Genomic DNA, 19,613 nt, shown 5'->3' on the forward strand with positions numbered 1-19,613 from the left:
TGACCGCGGGGTCTGACGGTCGTGATGGTGACGGCGGGCTCCGGCGGTGGCTGTCGTCCGGAGCCCGCCGGCTGTCAGCCCTTCAGCTCCGGCGGCGAGATCCGCGACTCCTTGATCGCCGAGCCGGTCGTGCCCCACTTGTCGAGGATCTTCCGGTACGTCCCGTCGGCGATCAGCCGGTTCACCGCGGCCCGGAAGGCCGGCGCCAGCTTCGTGCCCTTCTTGAAGGCGAAACCGACGTCGAGGCGGTGGAACTCGTTGAGGAACTTCAGCCCCGGCTGCTGGGCGACGGCGTACCGCAGCCCGTTGATGGTGGACATCACCACGTCGCTGCGGCCCTGCTGCAGCGACGACCACAGCGCCCCGGACTCGGCGTAGGTCTGCACCTTGTACGCCTTCTCGCCCGCGTCGGCGCAGACGTGCCGGCTCTTCTCCAGCGTGGCCTCGAACGTCGTACCCGCGCCGGTCGCGATGTTCAGGCCGCACAACTGCCTCAGCTCGGTGACCTTGCCGAGTTCGCTGTCCTTGCGGGCGGCGAAGCCCTGGCCGTCGTTGATGTACGTGACGAAGTCGATCGTCCTGCGCCGTTCGTCGGTCACCCCGAAGTTGCCCGCGCCGAGGTCGTACTTGCCGCTGCCGAGGGCGGGCAGGATCGCCTCGAAGCCGGCCTCCTGCGTGTCCAGGCGGATGCCGAGCACCTTGGCGACGGCCTCGGCGAAGTCCACGTCCTGGCCGACGAGGGTCTTGCCGTCGCCGAGGTAGGTGGTGCCCGGCGGAGTGCCGCCGACGCTGTAGGCGATGGTCAGGCTCCGCACCCCGGCCGGCAGCAGCCTCGCCGCCGCCGGGTCCTCGTGGACGCCGGAGACGACGTCCGTGGTCGGGATCCGGGCGGCCGCGGCGCCGGCGCCCCCGGCCGACGGCTCGTCCGGCCCGGAGCCGCACGAGGTGAGCAGCAGCGCCACCGAACTGATCAGGGCGAACGAGAGGAAATGCCGGCGGCGGGCAGGCGTGGGCATACGCATGGGGGCGGACTCCTGCGTGGGAAAGGGGTGTCAGGGCAGCGCGAGGGGAGGGGACGCGTGTGAAGGCGGGGAGAGCAACGCGAAACGGCGGGAACGTCAGGGTCTGTCGTCGGATTTCCGTCGTCGCCCGAAGGGCGGCCCCGCGGCGAGAACGCGTGCCAGGCGTCGCGGGGCAGACGGGAATCCGACGACTGGGGTCCTAGGGACGCCCGTGTTCACGGGGGCGCGCAGTGGGTCGGCTCAACAGGAGGAGGACCACACGCGACCGAAGTCGATGTGGGAGCGCGTGACCAGCGACTGCTGCGGATGCATGGGCCAAGTGGAACAGGCATCCGATGGCACGTCAACCGACCCGAGACTTACGGCTCACATGGTGGACGGCCTTGACAGCGAGGGGAAACGGGCCCGTACTCTCGTGCGAACGGCCCTGCTGAGGGGCTCGGCCGTCCGCGCGCCGTGCGACAGCGCAGGCGAGACGCGCGCTTCGTGTGTGAAGGCACCGTCCGTGTCCACCCGACGCATCACGGAGCCCTCGCATGTCCTTTGACACCACGCTCGTCAAGACCGCCGCCCCGCGGATCCCCGGACGGGCGGACCCCCCGCGGATCGTGCCGCAGCGCCGGCTCGGCCAGTGGGCGGCCGCCGTCGCCGTCCTCGCACTGCTCGGCCTCGCGCTGACCTCCGTCGTCCGCAACCGGGCGTTCCAATGGGACGTCGTCGCCGACTACTTCACCTCGGCCTCGGTCCTGCGCGGACTGTGGCTCACCCTCTGGCTGACCGCCGTGGTGATGACGCTCGGCTTCGTCCTGGGCACCGTGCTCGCGGTGTTCCGGCTGTCCGCCAACCCCGTTCTCCGCGCCGTCGGCTGGGGGTACGTCTGGCTGTTCCGGTCGATCCCGATCCTGGTGCAGCTGCTGCTGTGGTTCAACATCGGGGCGCTGTACCCGAGCATCCTCGGCGTGCGGACGGTCGACCTGTTCGGCCCGGTCACCGTCGCCGTCGTCGGCCTCACCCTGCACGAGGCCGCGTACGCCGCCGAGGTGGTGCGCGGCGGCGTCCTCTCCGTCGACCGCGGCCAGATCGAGGCCGCGCAGGCGCTCGGCCTGAGCCGGTGGCGGCGCTGGCGGCGGATCGTGCTGCCGCAGGCGATGCGCTCCATCGTGCCGCCCGCCGGGAACATGCTGATCGGCACCCTCAAGGGCACCTCCATCGTCAGCGTCATCGCCGTCCAGGACCTGCTGTACTCGACGCAGCTCGTCTACCACCGGACCTACCAGGTCATCCCGCTGCTGATGGTCGCCACCCTCTGGTACACCGTCGTCACCTCGGTGCTGAGCGTCGGCCAGTACTACCTGGAACGGCACTACGCGCGCGGCTCGGAGCGCTCCCGGTGAGGCCCGCGCTCGTCATCGTCGGGGCCGGGCCGCGGGGGACCGGCCTGATCGAACGCATCGCCGCCAACGCGCCCGAGCTGTACGCCGGTTCGGGTCTCGACATCCACCTCGTCGACCCGCACCCGCCGGGCGGCGGCCGGATCTGGCGCGCGGCGCAGTCGCCGCTGCTGTGGATGAACTCCCACGCCGAGGACGTCACCATGTTCACCGACGACACCGTGGACATGGCCGGGCCGGTGCGCGAGGGCCCCACCCTGCACCAGTGGGCGGACCTGGCGGGCAGTACCTTCGTCGACCGCCGCGTCCAGGGCTCCTACCTGCGCTGGGTGTACGACCAGGCCGTGGCCTCGCTGCCGGGCGACATCACCGTGCACCACCACCCGCGGCGCGCCCTGCGCGTCGAAGGCCCGCGCCGGGGCCGCCAGCAGGTGTGGCTGGAGGGCCGGGCGCACCCGCTCTCCGCCGACCTGGTGGTGCTCGCCCTCGGTCACCTCGACGCCCGGCCCGACCGGGAACAGGCGGAGCTGACCGCCCACGCCCGCACCCACGGCCTGGTCCACCTGCCGCCCGACTACACCGCCGACACCGACCTGTCCGTCCTGCGGCCCGGCGAACCCGTCCTCGTCCGCGGCTTCGGGCTGGCCTTCGTGGACCTGATGGTGCTGCTGACCGAGGGCCGCGGCGGCCGCTACGACGGGGACACCTACCTCCCCTCCGGGCAGGAGCCGGTGCTGCACGTCGGCTCACGGCGCGGAGTGCCGTACCACTCCAAGATCGGCTACGACCTCACCGGCGAGCGCCCGCCGCTGCCCCGCTTCCTCGGCCCCGCCGAGACCGACGCGCTGCTGGCGCGGCCGGGCGGCCCCGACTTCCGGCGCGATGTGTGGCCGCTGGTCGAGAAGGAGCTGGGATTCGCCCACTACCACCGGCTGTTCACCGCCCATCCCGAGCGGACCGCCATGTCCTGGGCCGGTTTCGAGGAGATCTACGCGAGCGCCGACGCCCCGGGCCGGGCGGCCCTGGCCGCCGCGGCCGTGCCCGACCCCGCCGACCGGCTCGACCTCGCCGCCCTCGACCGCCCGCTGGCCGGCCTGCGCCACAGCACGCACGAGGACTTCCAGGAGGCGCTGCGCGGCCGTATCGAGGCCGATCTGCGCCGCCGGCACGACCCGGCGCACAGCCCCGACCTGGCCGTCTTCCTCGGACTGCTGTCGGTCTACGGGCAGTTGGTCCGGCTCGGCGACATCGGCCCCTGGTGGCACGGCTTCTTCAGCTTCCTCGCCTCCGGTCCGCCCGGCCCCCGGCTGCGGCAGATGCTCGCACTGTCCCGCGCGGGCGTGCTGAAGTTCGTCGGCGCCGACATGACCGTCACCGCCGAGGACGGGGTGTTCCGGGCGTCGAGCGCCACCGTGCCCGGCTTCCGGACCGAGGCGCGGGCGCTGGTCGAGGCACGGCTGCCCGAGCCCACCGTCCGCCGCGCCCGGGATCCGCTGCTGCGCGCACTGCACGCCGACGGGGCCGCCGAGACCCCCGACGGGCTGCTGCGCGTGGACCCCGCCGACTGCCGGGTCCTGGACGGCGCCGGCCGGCCGCATCCCCGGCGGTTCGCGCTCGGACCGTTCACCGACGGCCGTACGCCCGGCGCGTTCACCCGGCCGCGCACCGGCGGCCCGGCGTTCCGGCAGAACGACGCCACCGCCCGGGCCGCGCTGGCCTTCCTGCGGACGCTCGCCCCACGGGCGAGGGCCGCCTAGCGCTGTGACCGGGAAGGTTCGCCGGGAAGCTCGCGGCCTTCCGGTGCCGGGGCACCTCCCACGCCGTTCAGGCAGTGGGGGAGCATCGCGAGGCGGAGCATCGTCCGCGTACCGGATGTGCTCGGGTGAGGCGACAACGCGGAGTGGGGGTACCCCCGGCCGAAGGCTGGGGGAGCGCCGGGCGTCGCGAGCCGGTGAACCTTTCCGGTCGCAGCACTGCTGCCGCGACAGGCGGCGTACGCCCCGTCGCGACGCCCGGGGGCCGGCATGACCGTCCGTCGGGCGGACGGGGCCGCCGCGCCGCGCCCGCCGCAGGGCCGTCCGGCCGACGTCCGGGCGGGGGATCGGGACCGGGGCCGGGAGTCCGCCGCGCCGTCGGCCTCACCCGGACCGGAGGCCGTGGGCCCTCGCGGCCGCCATGCGGCTTCGGGAAGGCCGACGTCGAACCCGCCGGGTGCGTACGGCGGAACTCCGCCGGCGCCTCGGTCGCGCCCCGCACCTCGTCCGGGCGGACCGGACGACTTCATGGACCGCGTGGCGCCGCCGCCCCGGAGCCCGGCGCGTTCCGTGCCCGGCACCAGGGCGCGGTTCCGCGCCCGCACCTCGGTTTGGCCGCCCGGCCACACATGGAAGGGTTGATCACATGACGGACGCATCCGACCAGTGGAAGCAGTGGCACGAGCGCCGCACCGAGACGGTGTCGGCGCCCTACGGCCCGCTCGCGCTGACCGGTACGTACTGGCTCGAGGACTATCCGGAGGGTCGAATTCCGGACATCCCCGGGACCTGGACGGCCGACGGCGACGCGGTCGTGCTCACCGCCGCCGCCTCGGACGGACTCACCGTCGACGGCCGGTCCTTCGCCGGCCGGGTGCGGCTCGAGGCCGACACCGGACCGGTGGCCGACGCCCGGGTCGCGCTGGGCGAACGCCGACTGGCCGTGCTGGTCCGCGAAGGAGCGTGGGGCGTACGGGAGTACGACCCCGACGCGGCGGCGCGCCGGGCGTTCCGCGGCATCGCCGCCACCGGCCACGACCCGCGCTGGACCGTGCCGGGCCGCTTCACGCCGTACGCGGAGGAGCGGACCGTACGGGTGCCGAACGCGGACGGCCGGGAACGCGGCCTCGGGCTGGCCGGCGAACTGACGTTCACACTGGCCGGGCAGGAGTCGACGCTACAGGTCGCCCGGCAGCCGGACGGCGCGCTGTGGGCGGTGTTCGCCGACGCCACCAGTGGGCACGGCAGCTTCCGCTTCCGGTTCCTGTACTCCGGCGCCCCGGACGCCGAGGGGCGCGCCACCGTCGACTTCAACCGCGCGGTGCTGCCGCCGTGCGCCTTCGCCGACCACTTCATCTGCCCCTTCCCGCCGCCGGGCAACACCCTCGACCTCGCGATACCGGCGGGGGAACGCGCTCTGCTCTGAGACGGGATCCGGGTGCGGGCGGCCCGCCGGGCCGGTGCTGACGGCCCGTCAACTCACCCTGATCGCACACAGTCCACTTCAAACGCACACAGTCGCACGGCCGAAAGGCACCCTTGCGCCGACCGGTCGGTCGGCCGAATACTCCCCCACAGCGCTTGTCAGGGGCACGCGGTGTCCGGAAACGGATCTCCGTACCCTGGCTGCGCCTCACGGGCCCCGACCCCACGCGGGCCCCCGACTTCCTTTGTGGAGGAACGAAAAGTGAGGATCAAGCGCACTGCCCCCCGCAGCGGCATCACGAGACAGGCCCGGCTGATCGCCATCGCCTCCGGGCTCGTGGCCGCCGCCGCGTTCGCGGTCCCCAGCGCGAACGCGTCCGACACCGGCACCTTCAGCGCCGCCCAACTCACCAAGGCGAGCGACTCGGTGATGAAGGCCGACATCCCGGGCACCGCCTGGGCCGTCGACAGCAGGAACAACCGGGTCGTCGTCACCGTCGACAGCAGGGTCTCCCAGGCCCAGATCGCCCGGATCAAGCAGCAGGCGGGTACCAGCTCCGGTGCCCTGACCATCAAGCACGCCCCGGGGAAGTTCAACAAGCTGATCTCCGGCGGCGACGCCATCTATGCGAGTAGCTGGCGCTGCTCGCTGGGCTTCAACGTCCAGGACTCCAGCGGCAACTACTACTTCCTGACCGCCGGTCACTGCACCGACGGGGCCGGCACCTGGTGGTCGAACTCCTCGCACTCGACCACCCTCGGCACCACCGCCGGTTCCTCCTTCCCCGGCAACGACTACGGCCTCGTGCGCTACACCAACAGCTCGGTGACCAAGTCCGGCGCGGTGGGCAGCGTGGACATCACGAGCGCGGCCACCCCCTCGGTCGGCACCACCGTCTACCGCCGCGGTTCCACCACCGGCATCCACAGCGGCCGGGTCACCGCGCTCAACGCGACGGTCAACTACGGCAACGGCGAGGTCGTCTCCGGCCTCATCCAGACCACGGTCTGCGCCGAGCCCGGCGACTCCGGCGGTCCGCTGTACTCCAACGGCGGTGTCGCCTACGGACTGACCTCGGGCGGCAGCGGCGACTGCACCTCCGGCGGCACGACCTTCTTCCAGCCGGTCACGGAGGCGCTGAGCGCCTACGGGGTCCACGTCTACTGACGCGTCCCCCCTGATCGCGGCCGTGCGCACGGCCCTGGTACCTCGCAGCCGGCGGCAGGCGAGCCCCCGTACGCGACCGGCGTACGGGGGCTCGCCCCTGCCCGCGCGCCGGTCGCGCACGAGCGGCGCCCCTGTCCGCCGGGGGGAGACCAAGACCGGCGGGACCTCACGCCGACGCGTGTCGGTGACCCGCCCGTGATGTGTGCGGCGCGGGCGCGGGCGGTGCGGCCTCGGACGGGCAACGCGGCGGAGACGTGGGCCCGTCGACGTACACGCGTCCGGGACTCGGCCTCGGGTGCTTCCCTGCGGGGCCCGGAAACGGTGGGCGCGGTTCGTCCGCCTTCCGGCCCGCGAGCTCCCCACGACCCTCGGTGGGGGCCACGCCCTCGCGCGGCGGAGCGCAGGGGCGGTGGGTCTCACGCGCTCCGGCCGGTGCCCGGACCGGTGGAGGCGCCGGTGGAAGCGCGGGCGAAGGGTCCCCCTGGGTCCGCGTCCGGGGGCGCGCCCGTGCCCCGGGAGGTTCCGGTGGGCGCTCCGCGTCCGGCGGCGTGCCCGTGCGCGGAGAGGTTCCGGTGGGCTGCGGGTCCGCGCCGGTGACGAGCGGCGTGGACCGTGGGGTGGACGGTGTGCGTCCTTTCACCTCCCGGTGGAAGGGCGGGGCGCCGGTGGGTAAGGGGGTGCGACATGGCCCTCACGCTGCGTGGCGGGGGACGTTTGCGCAGGTGGGACACGCTCGAACGGATGTCGTACACACGTTCGGGGATGGGGGTATGGTGGGGGTGAAGTGGTTGGGAACAGATGTTCGAGAGCCGGTCGGGCTCACGGGTTCGGGAGGTGCGTGTGCCGGGTTTCACGCATCTGCACACCGTCTCCGGGTTCTCCCTGCGCTACGGCGCCTCGCACCCGGAGCGGCTGGCCGAGCGCGCCGCCGAGCGGGGCATGGACGCCCTCGCCCTCACCGACCGCGACACCCTCGCCGGCACGGTCCGCTTCGCCAAGGCCTGCGCGGCGGCGGGCGTCCGCCCGCTGTTCGGCGCGGAACTGGCGGTGGCCGGATTCGAGCCGGTACGACGCGACGCGTCCGTACGGCAGGAGCGGCGCCGGACACCGGTGCGCGGCGGCGCCTTCGTCGACGAGTCGGCCCCGCGCGTCACCTTCCTCGCCCGGGACGGCGCCCGCGGCTGGGCCGATCTGTGCCGGCTGGTCAGCGCCGTGCACACGGCCGGCCCCTCGGCCGCCGGCGCTCCGCTGCTGTCCTGGCCCGACAACCACGCCAACGGCCTGACCGTGCTGCTCGGCCCCGACTCGGACGTCGGCCGGGCACTGGCCGCGGGCCGCCCGGACCGGGCCGCGAGGCTCCTTGTCCCCTGGCGCGAGGTCTACGGCGGCGCACTGCGGCTGGAGGCCGTCTGGCACGGCCGCGAGGGCACCGGGCCCGGCTCCCTGCGGCTGGCCGCCCGCACCGTCGGCTTCGCCGCCGAACAGGGCGTCCGGCCCGTGCTCGGCAACGCCGTCCGGTACGCCGACCCCGGCCAGGGCCCGGTCGCCGACGTCCTGGACGCCGCCCGCCGCCTGGTCCCCGTCGACGCGGCCAAGGAACTGGACTCCGGCGAGGCCTGGCTGAAGGACCCGGACGCCATGCTGCGCGCGGCCGAGCGCGTCGTCGAGGCCGCGGGTTTCCGGCGCGATACCGCCCACCGCCTGCTGGAGCAGACGCAGGCCACGGCCGCCGAGTGCCTGGTCGACCCCGAGGACGACCTCGGCATGGGCACCGTCCACTTCCCCGAGCCGCACCTCGTGGGCGCCGGGCGCCGCACCGCCCAGCGCACGCTCGCCTCCCGGGCGGCGGCGGGCATGGTGCTGCGCGGCCACGCCGGCCGGCGTGACTACTGGGAGCGGATGCACCAGGAGCTGGACATCATCGCCTACCACGGCTTCGCCTCCTACTTCCTCACCGTCGCCCAGGTCGTGGACGACGTGCGGAGGATGGGCATCCGGGTCGCCGCCCGGGGCTCGGGCGCCGGCTCCCTCGTCAACCACCTCCTCGGCATCGCCCACGCCGATCCGGTCGAGCACGGGCTGCTGATGGAGCGCTTCCTGTCCAAGCGGCGCATGGTCCTGCCCGACATCGACATCGACGTGGAGTCCGCGCGCCGCCTCGAGGTCTACCGCGCGATCATCGGCCGGTTCGGCGCCGAGCGGGTCGCGACGGTCGCCATGCCGGAGACGTACCGTGTCCGCCACGCCATCCGCGACGTGGGCGCGGCCCTGTCCATGGACCCCGCCGAGATCGACCGCGTCGCCAAGTCCTTCCCGCACATCCGGGCCCGCGACGCCCGCGCGGCGCTGGAGGAACTGCCCGAACTCAGGGCGCTGGCGGGGGAGAAGGAGCGGTACGGCAGGCTCTGGGAACTGGTCGAGGCCCTCGACGCCCTGCCACGCGGGGTCGCCATGCATCCCTGCGGGGTGCTCCTGTCCGACGCCTCCCTGCTCGCCCGTACGCCGGTGATGCCGACCAGCGGCGAGGGCCTGCCCATGTCCCAGTTCGACAAGGACGACGTGGAGGACCTCGGACTGCTCAAGCTGGACGTGCTGGGCGTGCGGATGCAGTCGGCGATGGCGCACGCCGTCGCGGAGGTGGAGCGGGCGACGGGGGAGCGGATCGACCTGGACGCCGTGCGGGACGGCGACCCGGCGACGTACCGGCTCATCCGCTCCGCCGAGACGCTCGGCTGCTTCCAGATCGAGTCGCCGGGCCAGCGGGACCTGGTGGGGCGGCTGCAGCCGGCCACCTTCCACGACCTCGTGGTCGACATCTCGCTCTTCCGGCCCGGGCCGGTCGCCGCCGACATGGTGCGGCCGTTCATCGAGGCGCGGCACGGGCGGGCGCCGGCCCGCTACCCGCACCCCGACCTGGCGGAGCCGCTGCGGGAGACGTACGGGGTCGTCGTCTTCCACGAGCAGATCATCCACATCGTGCACATCATGACCGGCTGCGGACTCGACGAGGCGGACCGGGTGCGGCGCGGGCTGTCCGACCCGGAGTCGCAGGGGCGGATCAAGGCGTGGTTCGCACAGCACGCGGCGGCGAAGGGATACGACGCGGAAACGATTCGGCGGACCTGGGAGATCGTCGAGGCGTTCGGCTCCTACGGCTTCTGCAAGGCGCACGCGGTGGCCTTCGCCGTGCCGACGTACCAGTCGGCGTGGCTCAAGGCCCACCACCCGGCCGCCTTCTACGCGGGGCTGCTCACCCACGATCCCGGCATGTACCCCAAGCGGCTGCTGCTGGCGGACGCGCGGCGGCGCGGGGTGCCGATCCTGCCGCTGGACGTGAACCGGTCGGGCGTCGCACATCGTATCGAACTGGTGTCTGAGTCGCAGTCGGCGGAACGGGCGAATTCATCCGGTAAGTGGGGACTTCGGCTGGCCCTCTGTGATGTGCACGGCATCAGCGGGGCCGAGGCGGCGCGGATCGCGGACGGGCAGCCGTACGCCTCGCTGCTCGACTTCTGGGAGCGGGCCCGGCCGAGCCGGCCGATCGCCGGACGGCTGGCCCAGGTGGGCGCGCTGGACGCGTTCGGCGCCAACCGCCGCGACCTGCAACTGCACCTGACCGAGCTGCACCGCGGCGCCCGGGGCGCGGGCGGCGGCCAACTGCCCCTGGCCGGCGGCCGGAAGACGGCCGCGGCCGGCCTGCCCGACCTGTCCGACGCCGAGCGGCTCAGCGCCGAGCTGGGCGTGCTGTCCATGGACGCCTCACGCAACCTGATGGACGACCACCGCGAGTTCCTCGACGAACTGGGCGTGGTCTCCGCGCGCCGGCTGCGCGAGGCCCGGCACGGCGAGACGGTGCTGGTCGCGGGCGCCAAGGCGGCCACCCAGACCCCGCCGGTCCGGTCCGGCAAACGGGTCATCTTCTCCACGCTGGACGACGGCACCGGCCTGGTCGACCTCGCCTTCTTCGACGACTCCCACGACGCCTGCGCGCACACCGTCTTCCACTCCTGGCTGCTGCTGGTGCGCGGAGTGGTGCAGCGGCGCGGCCCGCGCAGCTTCAGCGTGGTGGGCGCCGCCGCCTGGAACCTCGCCGAACTGGCCGAACTGCGTGCCGAGGGCGGCCTGGAGGAGGTGGCGGCCCGGCTGGCCCGTCCCGGCGGACCGCCGGGGGACGGCCAGGAGGGAGAGGGCGACGGCGAGGGCGCGCGCCGGGCCCGGCTCGCCGGGTCGGACGGGCGTCCCGCACCCACCGGCTCCGCGGCGCCCGACCCGATGGACGCAGCCCGCGACCGGCGCATCCGGATGGCCACCGGCTACGAGATGCACCCGTGGGCGGACCTGCGGCCGGCGGGCGCGGGGCCCGCCAGTGGAAGGAAGTTGTGGCACCAGAGTCCAGGGAGCGCGGGATGACCATTCTCTGCGTACGTTTCCAGCTGCCCCCGATGTACGAGGCGGCCCTGCCGGGGCTGCTCGGGCTGCTGGAGGAGTTCACCCCGGTCGTGGAGGCGCTGCCGCCGGACGGCGCGCTGGCCGATCTGCGGGGCGCCGAACGGTATTTCGGGCGCGACGCGGTCGAGCTGGCGTCCGTGATCAGGGTCCGCGCGCTCGCCCGGTACGGCGTCGACTGCCTGATCGGCGCCGGGCCGGGCCCGATGCTGGCCCGCATGGCCCTGCGCGACGCCCGGCCCGGCCGCACCCGTGCGGTGCCCGGCGATCCGGCCGCCGTCACGGAGTTCCTCGCCGGGCGGCCGGTCACCGCGCTGCCCGGTGTCGGCCCGGCGACGGCCCGCACCCTGGGCGAGTACGGCCTCGATACCCTGGACAGGGTCGCCGCCGCGCCCCTGTCGACGCTCCAGCGCCTGGTCGGCGCGCGGGCCGGCCGTGAACTGCGCGAGCGGGCCAACGGCGTCGACCGCGGCCGGGTCGTCCCGAACGCCGTCTCCAGGTCCCTGGCCGCCGAACGTCCCTTCGACCGTGACGAGCTGGACCCCGACCTGCACCGCAGGGCCCTGCTGTCGGCCGCCGAGGAACTGGGCGGCCGGCTGCGCGCCCTCGACAAGGTCTGCCGCACCCTGACCCTCACCGTGCGCTACGCCGACCGCTCCACCACCACCCGCAGCCGCGCGCTGGCGGAACCCACCGGCCATTCGGCCGCGTTGACCGGGGCCGCGTACGGGATGTACGAGGCGCTGGGCCTCCAGCGTGCCCGGGTCCGCGCGCTCGTCCTGCGCGCTGAGGGTCTCGACCCCGCCGAACACGCCTCCCACCAGCTCACCTTCGACCCCGCCGACGAGAAGGCGCGCCGCATCGAGGAGGTCGCCGACCGCGCGCGGGCCAGGTTCGGACCGCGCGCGGTGATGCCGGGCACACTGGCCGCGTGACCCGCGCCGCCGGTGGGTCAGTTGGCCCACGGCGGGGTCAGGACGGTGCCGTCGGCCAGCCGGGCCCGCAGGCCGACGGAGGTGGTCACCCAGGAGACCGCGGTGCGGTCCCCGGGGTTCTCCACGGCGAGGGTGGTGCCCGGATTGATGATCACCGTGTCGCCCGCGGTGACCCGCTCGGTGCGGCCGTCGAGCGTCATCAGCAGTTCACCGTCGAGCAGGTGGAAGATCTCCTCGTGGGTGACGGTGTGGGCGGGGGCCCTGGTGCCCGCGGGGATCTCGCCGCGCCAGGCGCACAGTTCCCTGGAGCCGGTGAGCGGACTGGCGTACGAGATGAAACGGGCGCCGTGGATCTCGTGGGTCACTGCTTCGGACGGGCGGACGACGGGCACGGGTGCCTCCTGGTCTGTTCGCGGACGGGTGGTGACGCGGAATCGAATGGTCAAGTTGCCTGACCGAATGCTCCGACATCATGGTCAAGCTTCTTGACCATCACGTCAAGGATGTTTCAATGCCTCCGTGCAGAACTCCGAAGCCATGGCCCTGTCCGCCGCCCTGCTCGCCGTCGCCGGTGAGCTCACCCGGCGCATCCACGACGGGGTCGTCGCCCGCGGTTTCGAGGGGCTCAGGCCGGCGCACGGCTTCGCGTTCGCGCGGCTGGCCCCGGACGGCGCGACGGTCACCGAGCTGGCCGCGCACCTGGGGGTCACCAAGCAGGCGGCCAGTCAGCTCGTCGACGAGATCGTGCGCAAGGGGTACGCGGAGCGCCGGCCGCACCCCGGGGACGCGCGGGCCCGGCTGATCGTGCTGACCGATCGGGGCCGGGCCTGCACCCGCGCGGCGGAGGAGGCGGCCGCGGAAGCGGTGCGGGCCTGGACCGGGTCGATCGGTGAGGGTGAAGTGCGCGCGCTGTGGGAGCGGTTGGCCCGCATCGCGCCGTACGGTCCGATCCGGCCCACTTGGTGACGGATCGTCGGATGGGCGTTCCCGCGGCCTCGCCGTCCCGCGGCGCCGCCGATCGGCACCGGAAGTTTTTACCGACGCGTAACTTCACATGTGCACTACCCGTTCGTAACTTACGGGTGAACAGCATCCTCGTGATCCGGATCACAGGGCGTAGTGCCGTCGCACTTCCCTCGAGCCGCAAGGAGATCACGCGATGCTGCCCGTCAGACGCGCCCTCGGACACCTGGCCGCCCTGCTCCTGGTCGCCGCCGTCGCCACCGTGCCCGTCGCCACCGCCCACGCCTCCGAGGCGCCCGCCGCCACCGCCGCACCGAGCAGCGGTTGGAACGACTACGGCTGCAAGCCGTCCGCCGCCCACCCCCGCCCCGTCGTGCTCGTCCACGGCACCTTCGGCAACTCCGTCGACAACTGGACGGCCCTCGCTCCGTATCTGACGAGCCGCGGGTACTGCGTCTTCTCCCTCGACTACGGGCAACTGCCCGGCGTCCCGCTCTTCAACGGCCTCGGCCCCATCGGCAGGTCGGCGGAGCAGCTGTCCGCCTTCGTCGACAAGGTGCTCGCCGCCACCGGCGCGGCCAGGGCCGACCTCGTCGGCCACTCGCAGGGCGGCATGATGCCCCGCTACTACCTGAGGTTCCTCGGCGGTGCGGCCAGGGTGAACGCCCTCGTCGGCATCGCGCCCGACAACCACGGCACCACCCTCGACGGCCTCGCCAACCTGCTGCCGTACTTCCCCGGCGCGAGCGGCCTGCTCTCCGCCGCCACCCCCGGCCTCGCCGACCAGGTGGCCGGTTCCGCCTTCCTCACCAAGCTCAACGCCGGCGGCGACACCGTGCCCGGCGTGCGCTACACGGTCATCGCCACCAAGTACGACGAGGTGGTCACCCCCTGGCGGACGCAGTACCTGACCGGCTCCGACGTCCGCAACGTCCTGCTCCAGGACCTGTGCGCGGTCGATCCGTCCGAGCACGTGACGATCGGGCTGTTCGACCGCATCGCCTTCCACGAGGTCGCCAACGCCCTCGACCCGGCGCACGCCACCGCCACCACCTGCGCGTCCGCGTTCAGCTGACATCCCGGGACCGAGTGGGTGTCCCGGGGCCCGCCCGGCCTGAGCCGCCGGACGGGCCCCGGGTTCGCGCGGCCGTCTCAGCGGCCGTGCCGGCCTCCGGTCGCGGCGCGCCGCCGGACCGAGAGGAACAGGACCGCCGAGCCGAGCGCCAGGACGGCGGCGCCGCCGACCGCGACGTACGGGGTGCTGCCGTCACCGCCGGTCTCGGCCAGGCTCCGGTCCCCCTCCGCGCTCCGCGGCCGCACGCCGCCGGCGGGCTCGGGGCGGTTCCCCTGGGCCTGGGGGGCCGCGGCGGCCCGCGAGGCGTCGTCCGGCGCCGGGGCCGCGGTGGGGTCCGTGGTGGTGGTGGCGTCGGCGTCCCCGTGGCCGTGGTGCTCGATCGTCGACCTGCCGGCCCCGTCCTCGATCTGCTGTTCGGTCGGCGCGGAGGCCGTCGGCGCCGGTACGGAGCCGCCCGGGGCGCCGCCGTCGCCCTCGTCACCGCCCTTGCCGTCGCCCTCGCCACCGCTTCCGCGGCCGTAGGCGACGTCCGAGCAGGAGTAGAACGCCTCCGGGCTGTCCGAGCGCTGCCAGACCGCGTACAGCAGCTGCCTGCCGGAGCGCTCGGGCAGCGTGCCCGAGAACGTGTAGAAGCCACCCGAGGCGACCGGGTCGGTGACCGTGGCGACCGGGTGCTGAAGGTCCAGGTCGGTCCAGGCCAGCGGCTTCGCCGGGTCGTAGCCGGACTTGGTGATGTACACGTTGAAGGTGCCCTTGTGCGGGGCGGTCACGCGGTACTCGAACGTGTACGAGCCGCTCTTCACGGCGGTCGCCGGCCAGTCCGCGCGGGCCAGGTCGAGGCCCTTGAACTCCTCGCTGTTCGCGCTGCACAGCCTGCCGTCGGGGATCAGGGCCTGGTGCCGGCCGCCCGCGTCGCCGATCCGGATGCCGTTCCAGTCGTACAGGGCCTGCGTGCCGCCGGCCGCGACCGCCGCCTGGCAGGCCGCCGACTTCGGGCTCTCGGGACCCTCCGCGTAGCACTGGGCGATCCGGCTGACCGGGTCGCCCATCGAGCCGTGGGCGGCGGCCGGCGCGGCGGCGACCGCGGTCAGGGCGAACGGGGCCAGGGCGAGGGCGGCGAGTGTGGCGGCCGTGCGGCGTCGGGGTGTCCCCCGCCCGAACGCGGGGGAGAGCCTGGGAGAGGACATGCGGGAGCTCCTGGGAACGGTTTCTGATGCGGGAACGGGGGGGTGGCGGATCCCGTGGGTGATCAGAAGCTAGCCCGGAGAAACCGGAAAATCGCCTGCTGAGAGCGGTGCGGAGCGATCCTTATGGTCGCGTTAAGGGAGCGCTCAGGCTGCGCTCAGGTAGACGGCGTGCCCGGCGTCCGGGACCGGCGGACCCCGGTTCCCACGACCGTCGGCGTACCGGCGGCGCGGGACGGACGCCGCCCGCCGTCCGCGTTTCGGGCGCGCCGGCACAAGGCGGGTGCGCATGGAGACGAGCCGTCCGGTGGACACGGCGGGGGAGCGGGACGGGGGAGCGGGACGGCGACCGGCTCCCCGTGGACACGGCGGGGGTGGTGAAGGAGGTCGGCTGCCGCGATGCGCGGCCGCGGGCCTCAGGAGCGCGCAGCGGGCTCCGAGCGAACGCGACGACGTACGCGGACCGGGAGATCCGTCCGGGACCCTGCTCCGGGACTCCGCCACGAGTCCGCCGAGCGCCGGGTGCACTGCCGCCACGACCGGATCCACCGCCGCCGACGGCCCGTGCGGCGCGTCTCGCCGTCCGTCCGCCCGTCATCCGTCCGGCCACCATGTGCGCGCGATGTCCTTGCGGACCTCCGGCCGCCCGGCGGGACGCTCCTCGACTTCCTCACGGACCCGTCGGGTGTCCGTCTTCCTCAGGGGCTTCTGCACGGTCACACGGCGCATCGCTGCCTCCTTCGACGTCTACCGGGTTCCGTGTTCCCACGGAGGTAGACCTTGCGGGCGAGAGTTCCTCATCGGTGCGGGTCTGTCTGTGGCGGCTGTCACGATTCGGATGTCAGTGGTGGGTGTCACCCTTGGGCCCATGAGCGAACCGATCACGCCCGCCGGCGCCGCGGCGGTCCCGTCCCGCCCGGACTGGGACGCGCAGGCGGCCGTCTTCGACGAGGAGCCCGATCACGGGCTGCGCGATCCGCTGGTGCGCGCCGCCTGGGCGGAGCGGCTGCGCCACTGGCTGCCCGAGACCCCCTCCGAGATCCTCGACCTCGGCTGCGGCACGGGCAGCCTGTCGCTGCTCGCCGTCGAACAGGGACACCGGGTGACCGGCGTCGACCTCTCCGCCGCCATGATCGAGCGGGCCCGCGCCAAGCTGGCCGGCCGGGCCGCGGTGTTCCTGGCCGGCGACGCGGCCGACCCGCCGGTCGGCGAGCGGCGCTTCGACGTCCTCCTGGTCCGCCATGTGCTCTGGGCCCTTCCCGACCCGGCCGGCGCCCTGCGGCGCTGGCGGGAGCTGCTGCGCGCCTCCGGACGGCTGGTCCTGGTCGAGGGCGTGTGGGGAGCGCTCACCCCGGTCGGCATACCCGCGGATCGGCTCCTCACTCTTCTCGCCCCCCTCACCAGGCGCGCCCGGGTGGAACACCTGACCGAGGACGCGCGGCTGTGGGGGAAGGAGGTCGCCGACGAGCGGTACGCGGTGGTGGCGGTGGTGTGAGCCCAGGCCGGACCGCCGGATCAGGCCGGCGGCGCGGAGAAGCCGCCTTCGAGGGCGAGCCGCTCCAGGGCGTCGAGGGCGGCCAGGGCGGCGGCCGCGGCCCGCGGGTCGGTCTCCGCGAGGCCGCTCGCGGCGAACTCGTCCTCGTCGAGGCGGCGTACGTCGGCGCCGTCCGCGGAGACCCACAGGTCCAGGTCCAGGTCCTCCACGACGAGTTCGGCGCCGGTGCGGACGGCGGGCCGGGTGATGTCGCAGTACCAGCCCTTCAGCCGGCCGCCGGCGTCGCGGACCTCCTTCACCGCGTACCACCGGTCGCGCCAGTAGTACTCGGTGAAGACGTCGCCCGGCTCGAAGCGCACGAAGCCGAAGTCGCGCACGCCGGCGCCCGCCCAGGCGGCGCGGACGGCGACCCGGGTTCCGTCGTCGGCCAGGAGAACGCCCTGGTAACGGATCTTCGTCCGGCCGCCCTTGACGAGGACGACCTCCAACAGCTCCTCAGCTCCGCCCGAGTTCGCGGACATGCCGCACCTCCGTCGCGCACACCTCGTAACCGAACCACTCGTTGACCGCGAGCATCGGCCCGTTGCCGGTGTCGTTGCCCGTGAGCGCCTGCGTGTACCCGGCGGCCCGGGCCCGGTGCAGCGAGTCGTTCTTGACGAGCTTGGCCAGGCCCCGCCCGCGGTACGCCCCCGCGGTGCCCGTCATCACCGTGCCGTACCGGGTGCCGCCGTCCGTGCGGGCCGCCGTGAAGGCCGCGGGTCGCCCGTCGACCACGGCCACCGTCGTCAGCTCGGCGTCGAACAGCGGATGCCGCCAGGTCTCCTCGAGCCAGGCCTGGTAGTCGGTGAACTCCAAGTCCACGTCGCTGGGTTCGTCCACCGTGGTCTCCGCGTCCAGCTCGAACAGCGGGCGCGGGTCGGCGGCGAAGTCCGAGCCCCGGCGCAGTTCCACGCCCGGCGGCGGGTCCTGGAGCGGCGGCAGCGTGCCGTCCGCCAGATCCAGCCGGAGGAAGTGCGCGGAGCGGCTCGCCCGGTATCCGCGCAGCTCGGCGAAGGCGCGGTTGCCCGGCTCGTCCAGCACCCAGGAGTACAGCCTGACCGCGCCGTGGGCGGCCAGGTGCTGCTCGGCGGCCCGCAGCAGGAGCGTGCCGGCGCCGCGGCGGGTGTGCCCGGGATGCACGTACACGTTCACATTGCCCTGGCCCGGCTCGGCGCTCTCGTGGGACAGGTGCACCTGCGCCGTCCCGATCACCTCGCCGTCCGCCACGGCGACGAGCGGACGGTAGTGGGCGTCGGGACGCATCCGGGTGAGGTCGTGGGCGAGCGACTGGGCGGTGAGGAGGACGTACGGCAACGCGTGGTGCCGTACGCGGGCGAAGCCCTCGAGGTCGGCCCGCGCGTCGGGGCGCAGATCACGGACGATCACGGTCATGCGGGAGCACGCTACGGGGCGCGCCCCGGGGACGCCTCCCATTTTCCGCCGGCCCCGCCCGCACGGTGGGGGCTCCCGCTCGCGGGGGCCGCGCGCCCGTGGATACGCGACAATCACCACGTGACCCTGAAGATCCGCATCGACGACGGCGCGCCCCCCTACGAGCAGGTGCGGGCGCAGATCTCCGAGCAGGCCCGGTCGGGCGCGCTGCCGGTCGGGTACCGGCTGCCGACCGTGCGGGGCCTGGCCGAGTCGCTGGGACTCGCGGCGAACACGGTGGCCAAGGCCTACCGGGCGCTGGAGGCGGACGGGGTGATCGAGACCAGGGGCCGCAACGGCACGTTCGTGGCCGCCGCGGACTCGGCCGCGGCCCGGGAGGCGGCCGGCGCGGCCCAGGCCTACGCGGAGCGGGCACGGCGCCTGGGGCTCACGCGGGACGCGGCGCTCGCCACCGTCCACGACGCCCTGCGGGCGGCCTACGGGGAGTAGCGCTCACCGGCGTTCGGCGGTCCGCCCCGGTGTGCGGGTGGCCTTCCGGCCCGCTCTGCGCGCCGCGCCCGCGAAGACCGCCGCGTCCCGCACCGCCGCCCCCGTCGGGTCGTTGTTGAAGTACGCGTACACGTCCCGTTCGTCCGGCCAGGTGGTGGCGATCCGGTCGACCCAGGTCTCCAGGCAGCGGCGGCCGTAGTGCGGCCAGGCCCGGGCGCGGCCCACGTGGAAGCGGACGTAGCCCCAGTCCGAGGTCGCCCACAGGGGCGTCACCGGGCGGGCGTGGGCGTCGGCCCAGCACAGCGCCGCCCCCCGGGACTTAAGGACCGTGCGGACCTCAGGGGTCCACCACGAGTCGTGGCGCGGCTCCACCGCCACCCGCGTGCCGGGCGGGAAGCAGGCCAGGCAGGTGTCCAGCAGGCCCGGATCGGCGCGCAGCGTGGGCGGGAGCTGGAGCAGCACCGGGCCGAGCCGGCCGCCGAGCCCCGCCGCGCGCGTCATCAGGCGGTGCACCGGCTCCTGGGGGTCCCGCAGCCGTTTGACGTGGGTCAGGTAGCGGCTCGCCTTGACCGCGACCACGAAGTCCGCCGGGACCCGCTCGCGCCACGCCTCGAAGGTCTCCCGCTCCGGCAGCCGGTAGAAGGCGTTGTTGACCTCCACCGTGGCGAACGCGGCCGCGTACTCCTCCAGCCACAGCCGGGTCGGGCACCCCTCCGGGTACAGCACGCCGCGCCAGTCCTTGTACTGCCAGCCCGACGTCCCGACGAACAGGGTCATACGCCCATCAAAACACCGCACCGCCGGCGGGACACCGCCGGCGGGACCGCGCGCCAGG

Annotated in this window: 17 protein-coding genes; 10 read left to right on the forward strand and 7 right to left on the reverse strand. The window is 74.1% G+C overall.

The window, feature by feature from the left end; all coding sequences use genetic code 11:
- Positions 1–74 precede the first annotated feature (74 nt).
- Positions 75–1,022 carry an ABC transporter substrate-binding protein gene (locus ACF061_RS29215; protein ID WP_392269982.1) on the reverse strand — a complete coding sequence of 316 codons (948 nt, stop codon included), beginning with the start codon at positions 1,020–1,022 and terminating at the stop codon, positions 75–77.
- Between the two features lie 536 nt (positions 1,023–1,558).
- Here ACF061_RS29215 and ACF061_RS29220 point away from each other — a divergent pair.
- From ACF061_RS29220 to ACF061_RS29245, 6 genes are all read left to right on the forward strand, one after another.
- Positions 1,559–2,416 carry an amino acid ABC transporter permease gene (locus tag ACF061_RS29220; protein ID WP_392269983.1) on the forward strand — a complete coding sequence of 286 codons (858 nt, stop codon included), beginning with the start codon at positions 1,559–1,561 and terminating at the stop codon, positions 2,414–2,416.
- Positions 2,413–4,170, forward strand: a complete 1,758-nt coding sequence (locus ACF061_RS29225) for an FAD/NAD(P)-binding protein (protein ID WP_392269984.1) — start codon at positions 2,413–2,415, stop codon at positions 4,168–4,170. The genes ACF061_RS29220 and ACF061_RS29225 overlap by 4 nt, the downstream gene beginning before the upstream one ends.
- 643 nt (positions 4,171–4,813) lie before the next feature.
- A complete protein-coding gene (locus tag ACF061_RS29230; protein WP_392269985.1) occupies positions 4,814–5,593 on the forward strand; it encodes a DUF1684 domain-containing protein in 780 nt (259 codons plus the stop codon).
- A 261-nt stretch (positions 5,594–5,854) separates the two neighbouring features.
- A complete protein-coding gene (locus ACF061_RS29235) occupies positions 5,855–6,760 on the forward strand; it encodes a S1 family peptidase (protein WP_392269986.1) in 906 nt (301 codons plus the stop codon).
- An 840-nt stretch (positions 6,761–7,600) separates the two neighbouring features.
- Positions 7,601–11,170, forward strand: coding sequence for a DNA polymerase III subunit alpha (locus tag ACF061_RS29240; protein ID WP_392269987.1), 3,570 nt, complete (start codon positions 7,601–7,603; stop codon positions 11,168–11,170).
- Positions 11,167–12,141, forward strand: a complete 975-nt coding sequence (locus ACF061_RS29245) for a hypothetical protein (protein WP_392269988.1) — start codon at positions 11,167–11,169, stop codon at positions 12,139–12,141. The genes ACF061_RS29240 and ACF061_RS29245 overlap by 4 nt, the downstream gene beginning before the upstream one ends.
- Before the next feature lie 17 nt (positions 12,142–12,158).
- Here the strand turns inward: ACF061_RS29245 and ACF061_RS29250 are convergent, their stop codons facing one another.
- A complete protein-coding gene (locus ACF061_RS29250; RefSeq protein WP_392269989.1) occupies positions 12,159–12,533 on the reverse strand; it encodes a cupin domain-containing protein in 375 nt (124 codons plus the stop codon).
- Positions 12,534–12,660: 127 nt separating this feature from the next.
- Between ACF061_RS29250 and ACF061_RS29255 the strand changes: the two genes are divergently transcribed.
- Together ACF061_RS29255 and ACF061_RS29260 are read left to right on the forward strand one after the other, a co-directional pair.
- Positions 12,661–13,107 carry a MarR family winged helix-turn-helix transcriptional regulator gene (locus ACF061_RS29255; protein WP_392269990.1) on the forward strand — a complete coding sequence of 149 codons (447 nt, stop codon included), beginning with the start codon at positions 12,661–12,663 and terminating at the stop codon, positions 13,105–13,107.
- 193 nt (positions 13,108–13,300) lie between these two features.
- Positions 13,301–14,179: an esterase/lipase family protein gene (locus ACF061_RS29260; protein WP_392269991.1), complete on the forward strand. Its 879-nt coding sequence runs from the start codon at positions 13,301–13,303 to the stop codon at positions 14,177–14,179.
- A 77-nt stretch (positions 14,180–14,256) separates the two neighbouring features.
- On the opposite strand, the gene ACF061_RS29265 is transcribed toward ACF061_RS29260, so the two are convergent.
- Positions 14,257–15,366: a lytic polysaccharide monooxygenase gene (locus tag ACF061_RS29265; RefSeq protein WP_392269992.1), complete on the reverse strand. Its 1,110-nt coding sequence runs from the start codon at positions 15,364–15,366 to the stop codon at positions 14,257–14,259.
- 591 nt (positions 15,367–15,957) lie between these two features.
- The gene (locus tag ACF061_RS29270) at positions 15,958–16,092 is read right to left on the reverse strand and encodes a hypothetical protein (protein WP_392269993.1); all 135 of its coding nucleotides are present in this window, start codon (positions 16,090–16,092) and stop codon (positions 15,958–15,960) included.
- 139 nt (positions 16,093–16,231) lie between these two features.
- On the opposite strand from ACF061_RS29270, the gene ACF061_RS29275 reads away from it, so the two are divergent.
- Positions 16,232–16,858, forward strand: coding sequence for a class I SAM-dependent methyltransferase (locus tag ACF061_RS29275; RefSeq protein WP_392269994.1), 627 nt, complete (start codon positions 16,232–16,234; stop codon positions 16,856–16,858).
- Positions 16,859–16,878: 20 nt separating this feature from the next.
- On the opposite strand, the gene ACF061_RS29280 is transcribed toward ACF061_RS29275, so the two are convergent.
- Both ACF061_RS29280 and ACF061_RS29285 read right to left on the reverse strand, forming a co-directional pair.
- On the reverse strand, positions 16,879–17,379 hold the full coding sequence (locus ACF061_RS29280) for a DUF402 domain-containing protein (protein ID WP_392269995.1): 501 nt from the start codon (positions 17,377–17,379) through the stop codon (positions 16,879–16,881).
- The gene (locus ACF061_RS29285) at positions 17,354–18,289 is read right to left on the reverse strand and encodes a GNAT family N-acetyltransferase (protein WP_392269996.1); all 936 of its coding nucleotides are present in this window, start codon (positions 18,287–18,289) and stop codon (positions 17,354–17,356) included. The genes ACF061_RS29280 and ACF061_RS29285 overlap by 26 nt, the downstream gene beginning before the upstream one ends.
- Positions 18,290–18,409: 120 nt before the next feature.
- On the opposite strand from ACF061_RS29285, the gene ACF061_RS29290 reads away from it, so the two are divergent.
- A complete protein-coding gene (locus tag ACF061_RS29290) occupies positions 18,410–18,778 on the forward strand; it encodes a GntR family transcriptional regulator (protein WP_392269997.1) in 369 nt (122 codons plus the stop codon).
- 3 nt (positions 18,779–18,781) lie between these two features.
- On the opposite strand, the gene ACF061_RS29295 is transcribed toward ACF061_RS29290, so the two are convergent.
- Positions 18,782–19,555 carry a DUF72 domain-containing protein gene (locus ACF061_RS29295; RefSeq protein ID WP_392269998.1) on the reverse strand — a complete coding sequence of 258 codons (774 nt, stop codon included), beginning with the start codon at positions 19,553–19,555 and terminating at the stop codon, positions 18,782–18,784.
- Between the last annotated feature and the right edge of the window lie 58 nt (positions 19,556–19,613).

The organism is Streptomyces sp. NPDC015220, assembly GCF_043079345.1.
In the GTDB taxonomy this organism is placed as follows: domain Bacteria; phylum Actinomycetota; class Actinomycetes; order Streptomycetales; family Streptomycetaceae; genus Streptomyces.

Excerpts from the sequence above, each read along its gene's own strand:
- ACF061_RS29215 (WP_392269982.1), bottom strand. The coding sequence starts at position 1,022 with ATGCGTATGCCCACGCCTGCCCGCCGCCGGCATTTCCTCTCGTTCGCC.
- ACF061_RS29220 (WP_392269983.1), top strand. The coding sequence starts at position 1,559 with ATGTCCTTTGACACCACGCTCGTCAAGACCGCCGCCCCGCGGATCCCC.
- ACF061_RS29230 (WP_392269985.1), top strand. The coding sequence starts at position 4,814 with ATGACGGACGCATCCGACCAGTGGAAGCAGTGGCACGAGCGCCGCACC.
- ACF061_RS29245 (WP_392269988.1), top strand. The coding sequence starts at position 11,167 with ATGACCATTCTCTGCGTACGTTTCCAGCTGCCCCCGATGTACGAGGCG.
- ACF061_RS29260 (WP_392269991.1), top strand. The coding sequence starts at position 13,301 with ATGCTGCCCGTCAGACGCGCCCTCGGACACCTGGCCGCCCTGCTCCTG.
- ACF061_RS29265 (WP_392269992.1), bottom strand. The coding sequence starts at position 15,366 with ATGTCCTCTCCCAGGCTCTCCCCCGCGTTCGGGCGGGGGACACCCCGA.
- ACF061_RS29270 (WP_392269993.1), bottom strand. The coding sequence starts at position 16,092 with ATGCGCCGTGTGACCGTGCAGAAGCCCCTGAGGAAGACGGACACCCGA.
- ACF061_RS29275 (WP_392269994.1), top strand. The coding sequence starts at position 16,232 with ATGAGCGAACCGATCACGCCCGCCGGCGCCGCGGCGGTCCCGTCCCGC.
- ACF061_RS29280 (WP_392269995.1), bottom strand. The coding sequence starts at position 17,379 with ATGTCCGCGAACTCGGGCGGAGCTGAGGAGCTGTTGGAGGTCGTCCTC.
- ACF061_RS29285 (WP_392269996.1), bottom strand. The coding sequence starts at position 18,289 with ATGACCGTGATCGTCCGTGATCTGCGCCCCGACGCGCGGGCCGACCTC.
- ACF061_RS29295 (WP_392269998.1), bottom strand. The coding sequence starts at position 19,555 with ATGACCCTGTTCGTCGGGACGTCGGGCTGGCAGTACAAGGACTGGCGC.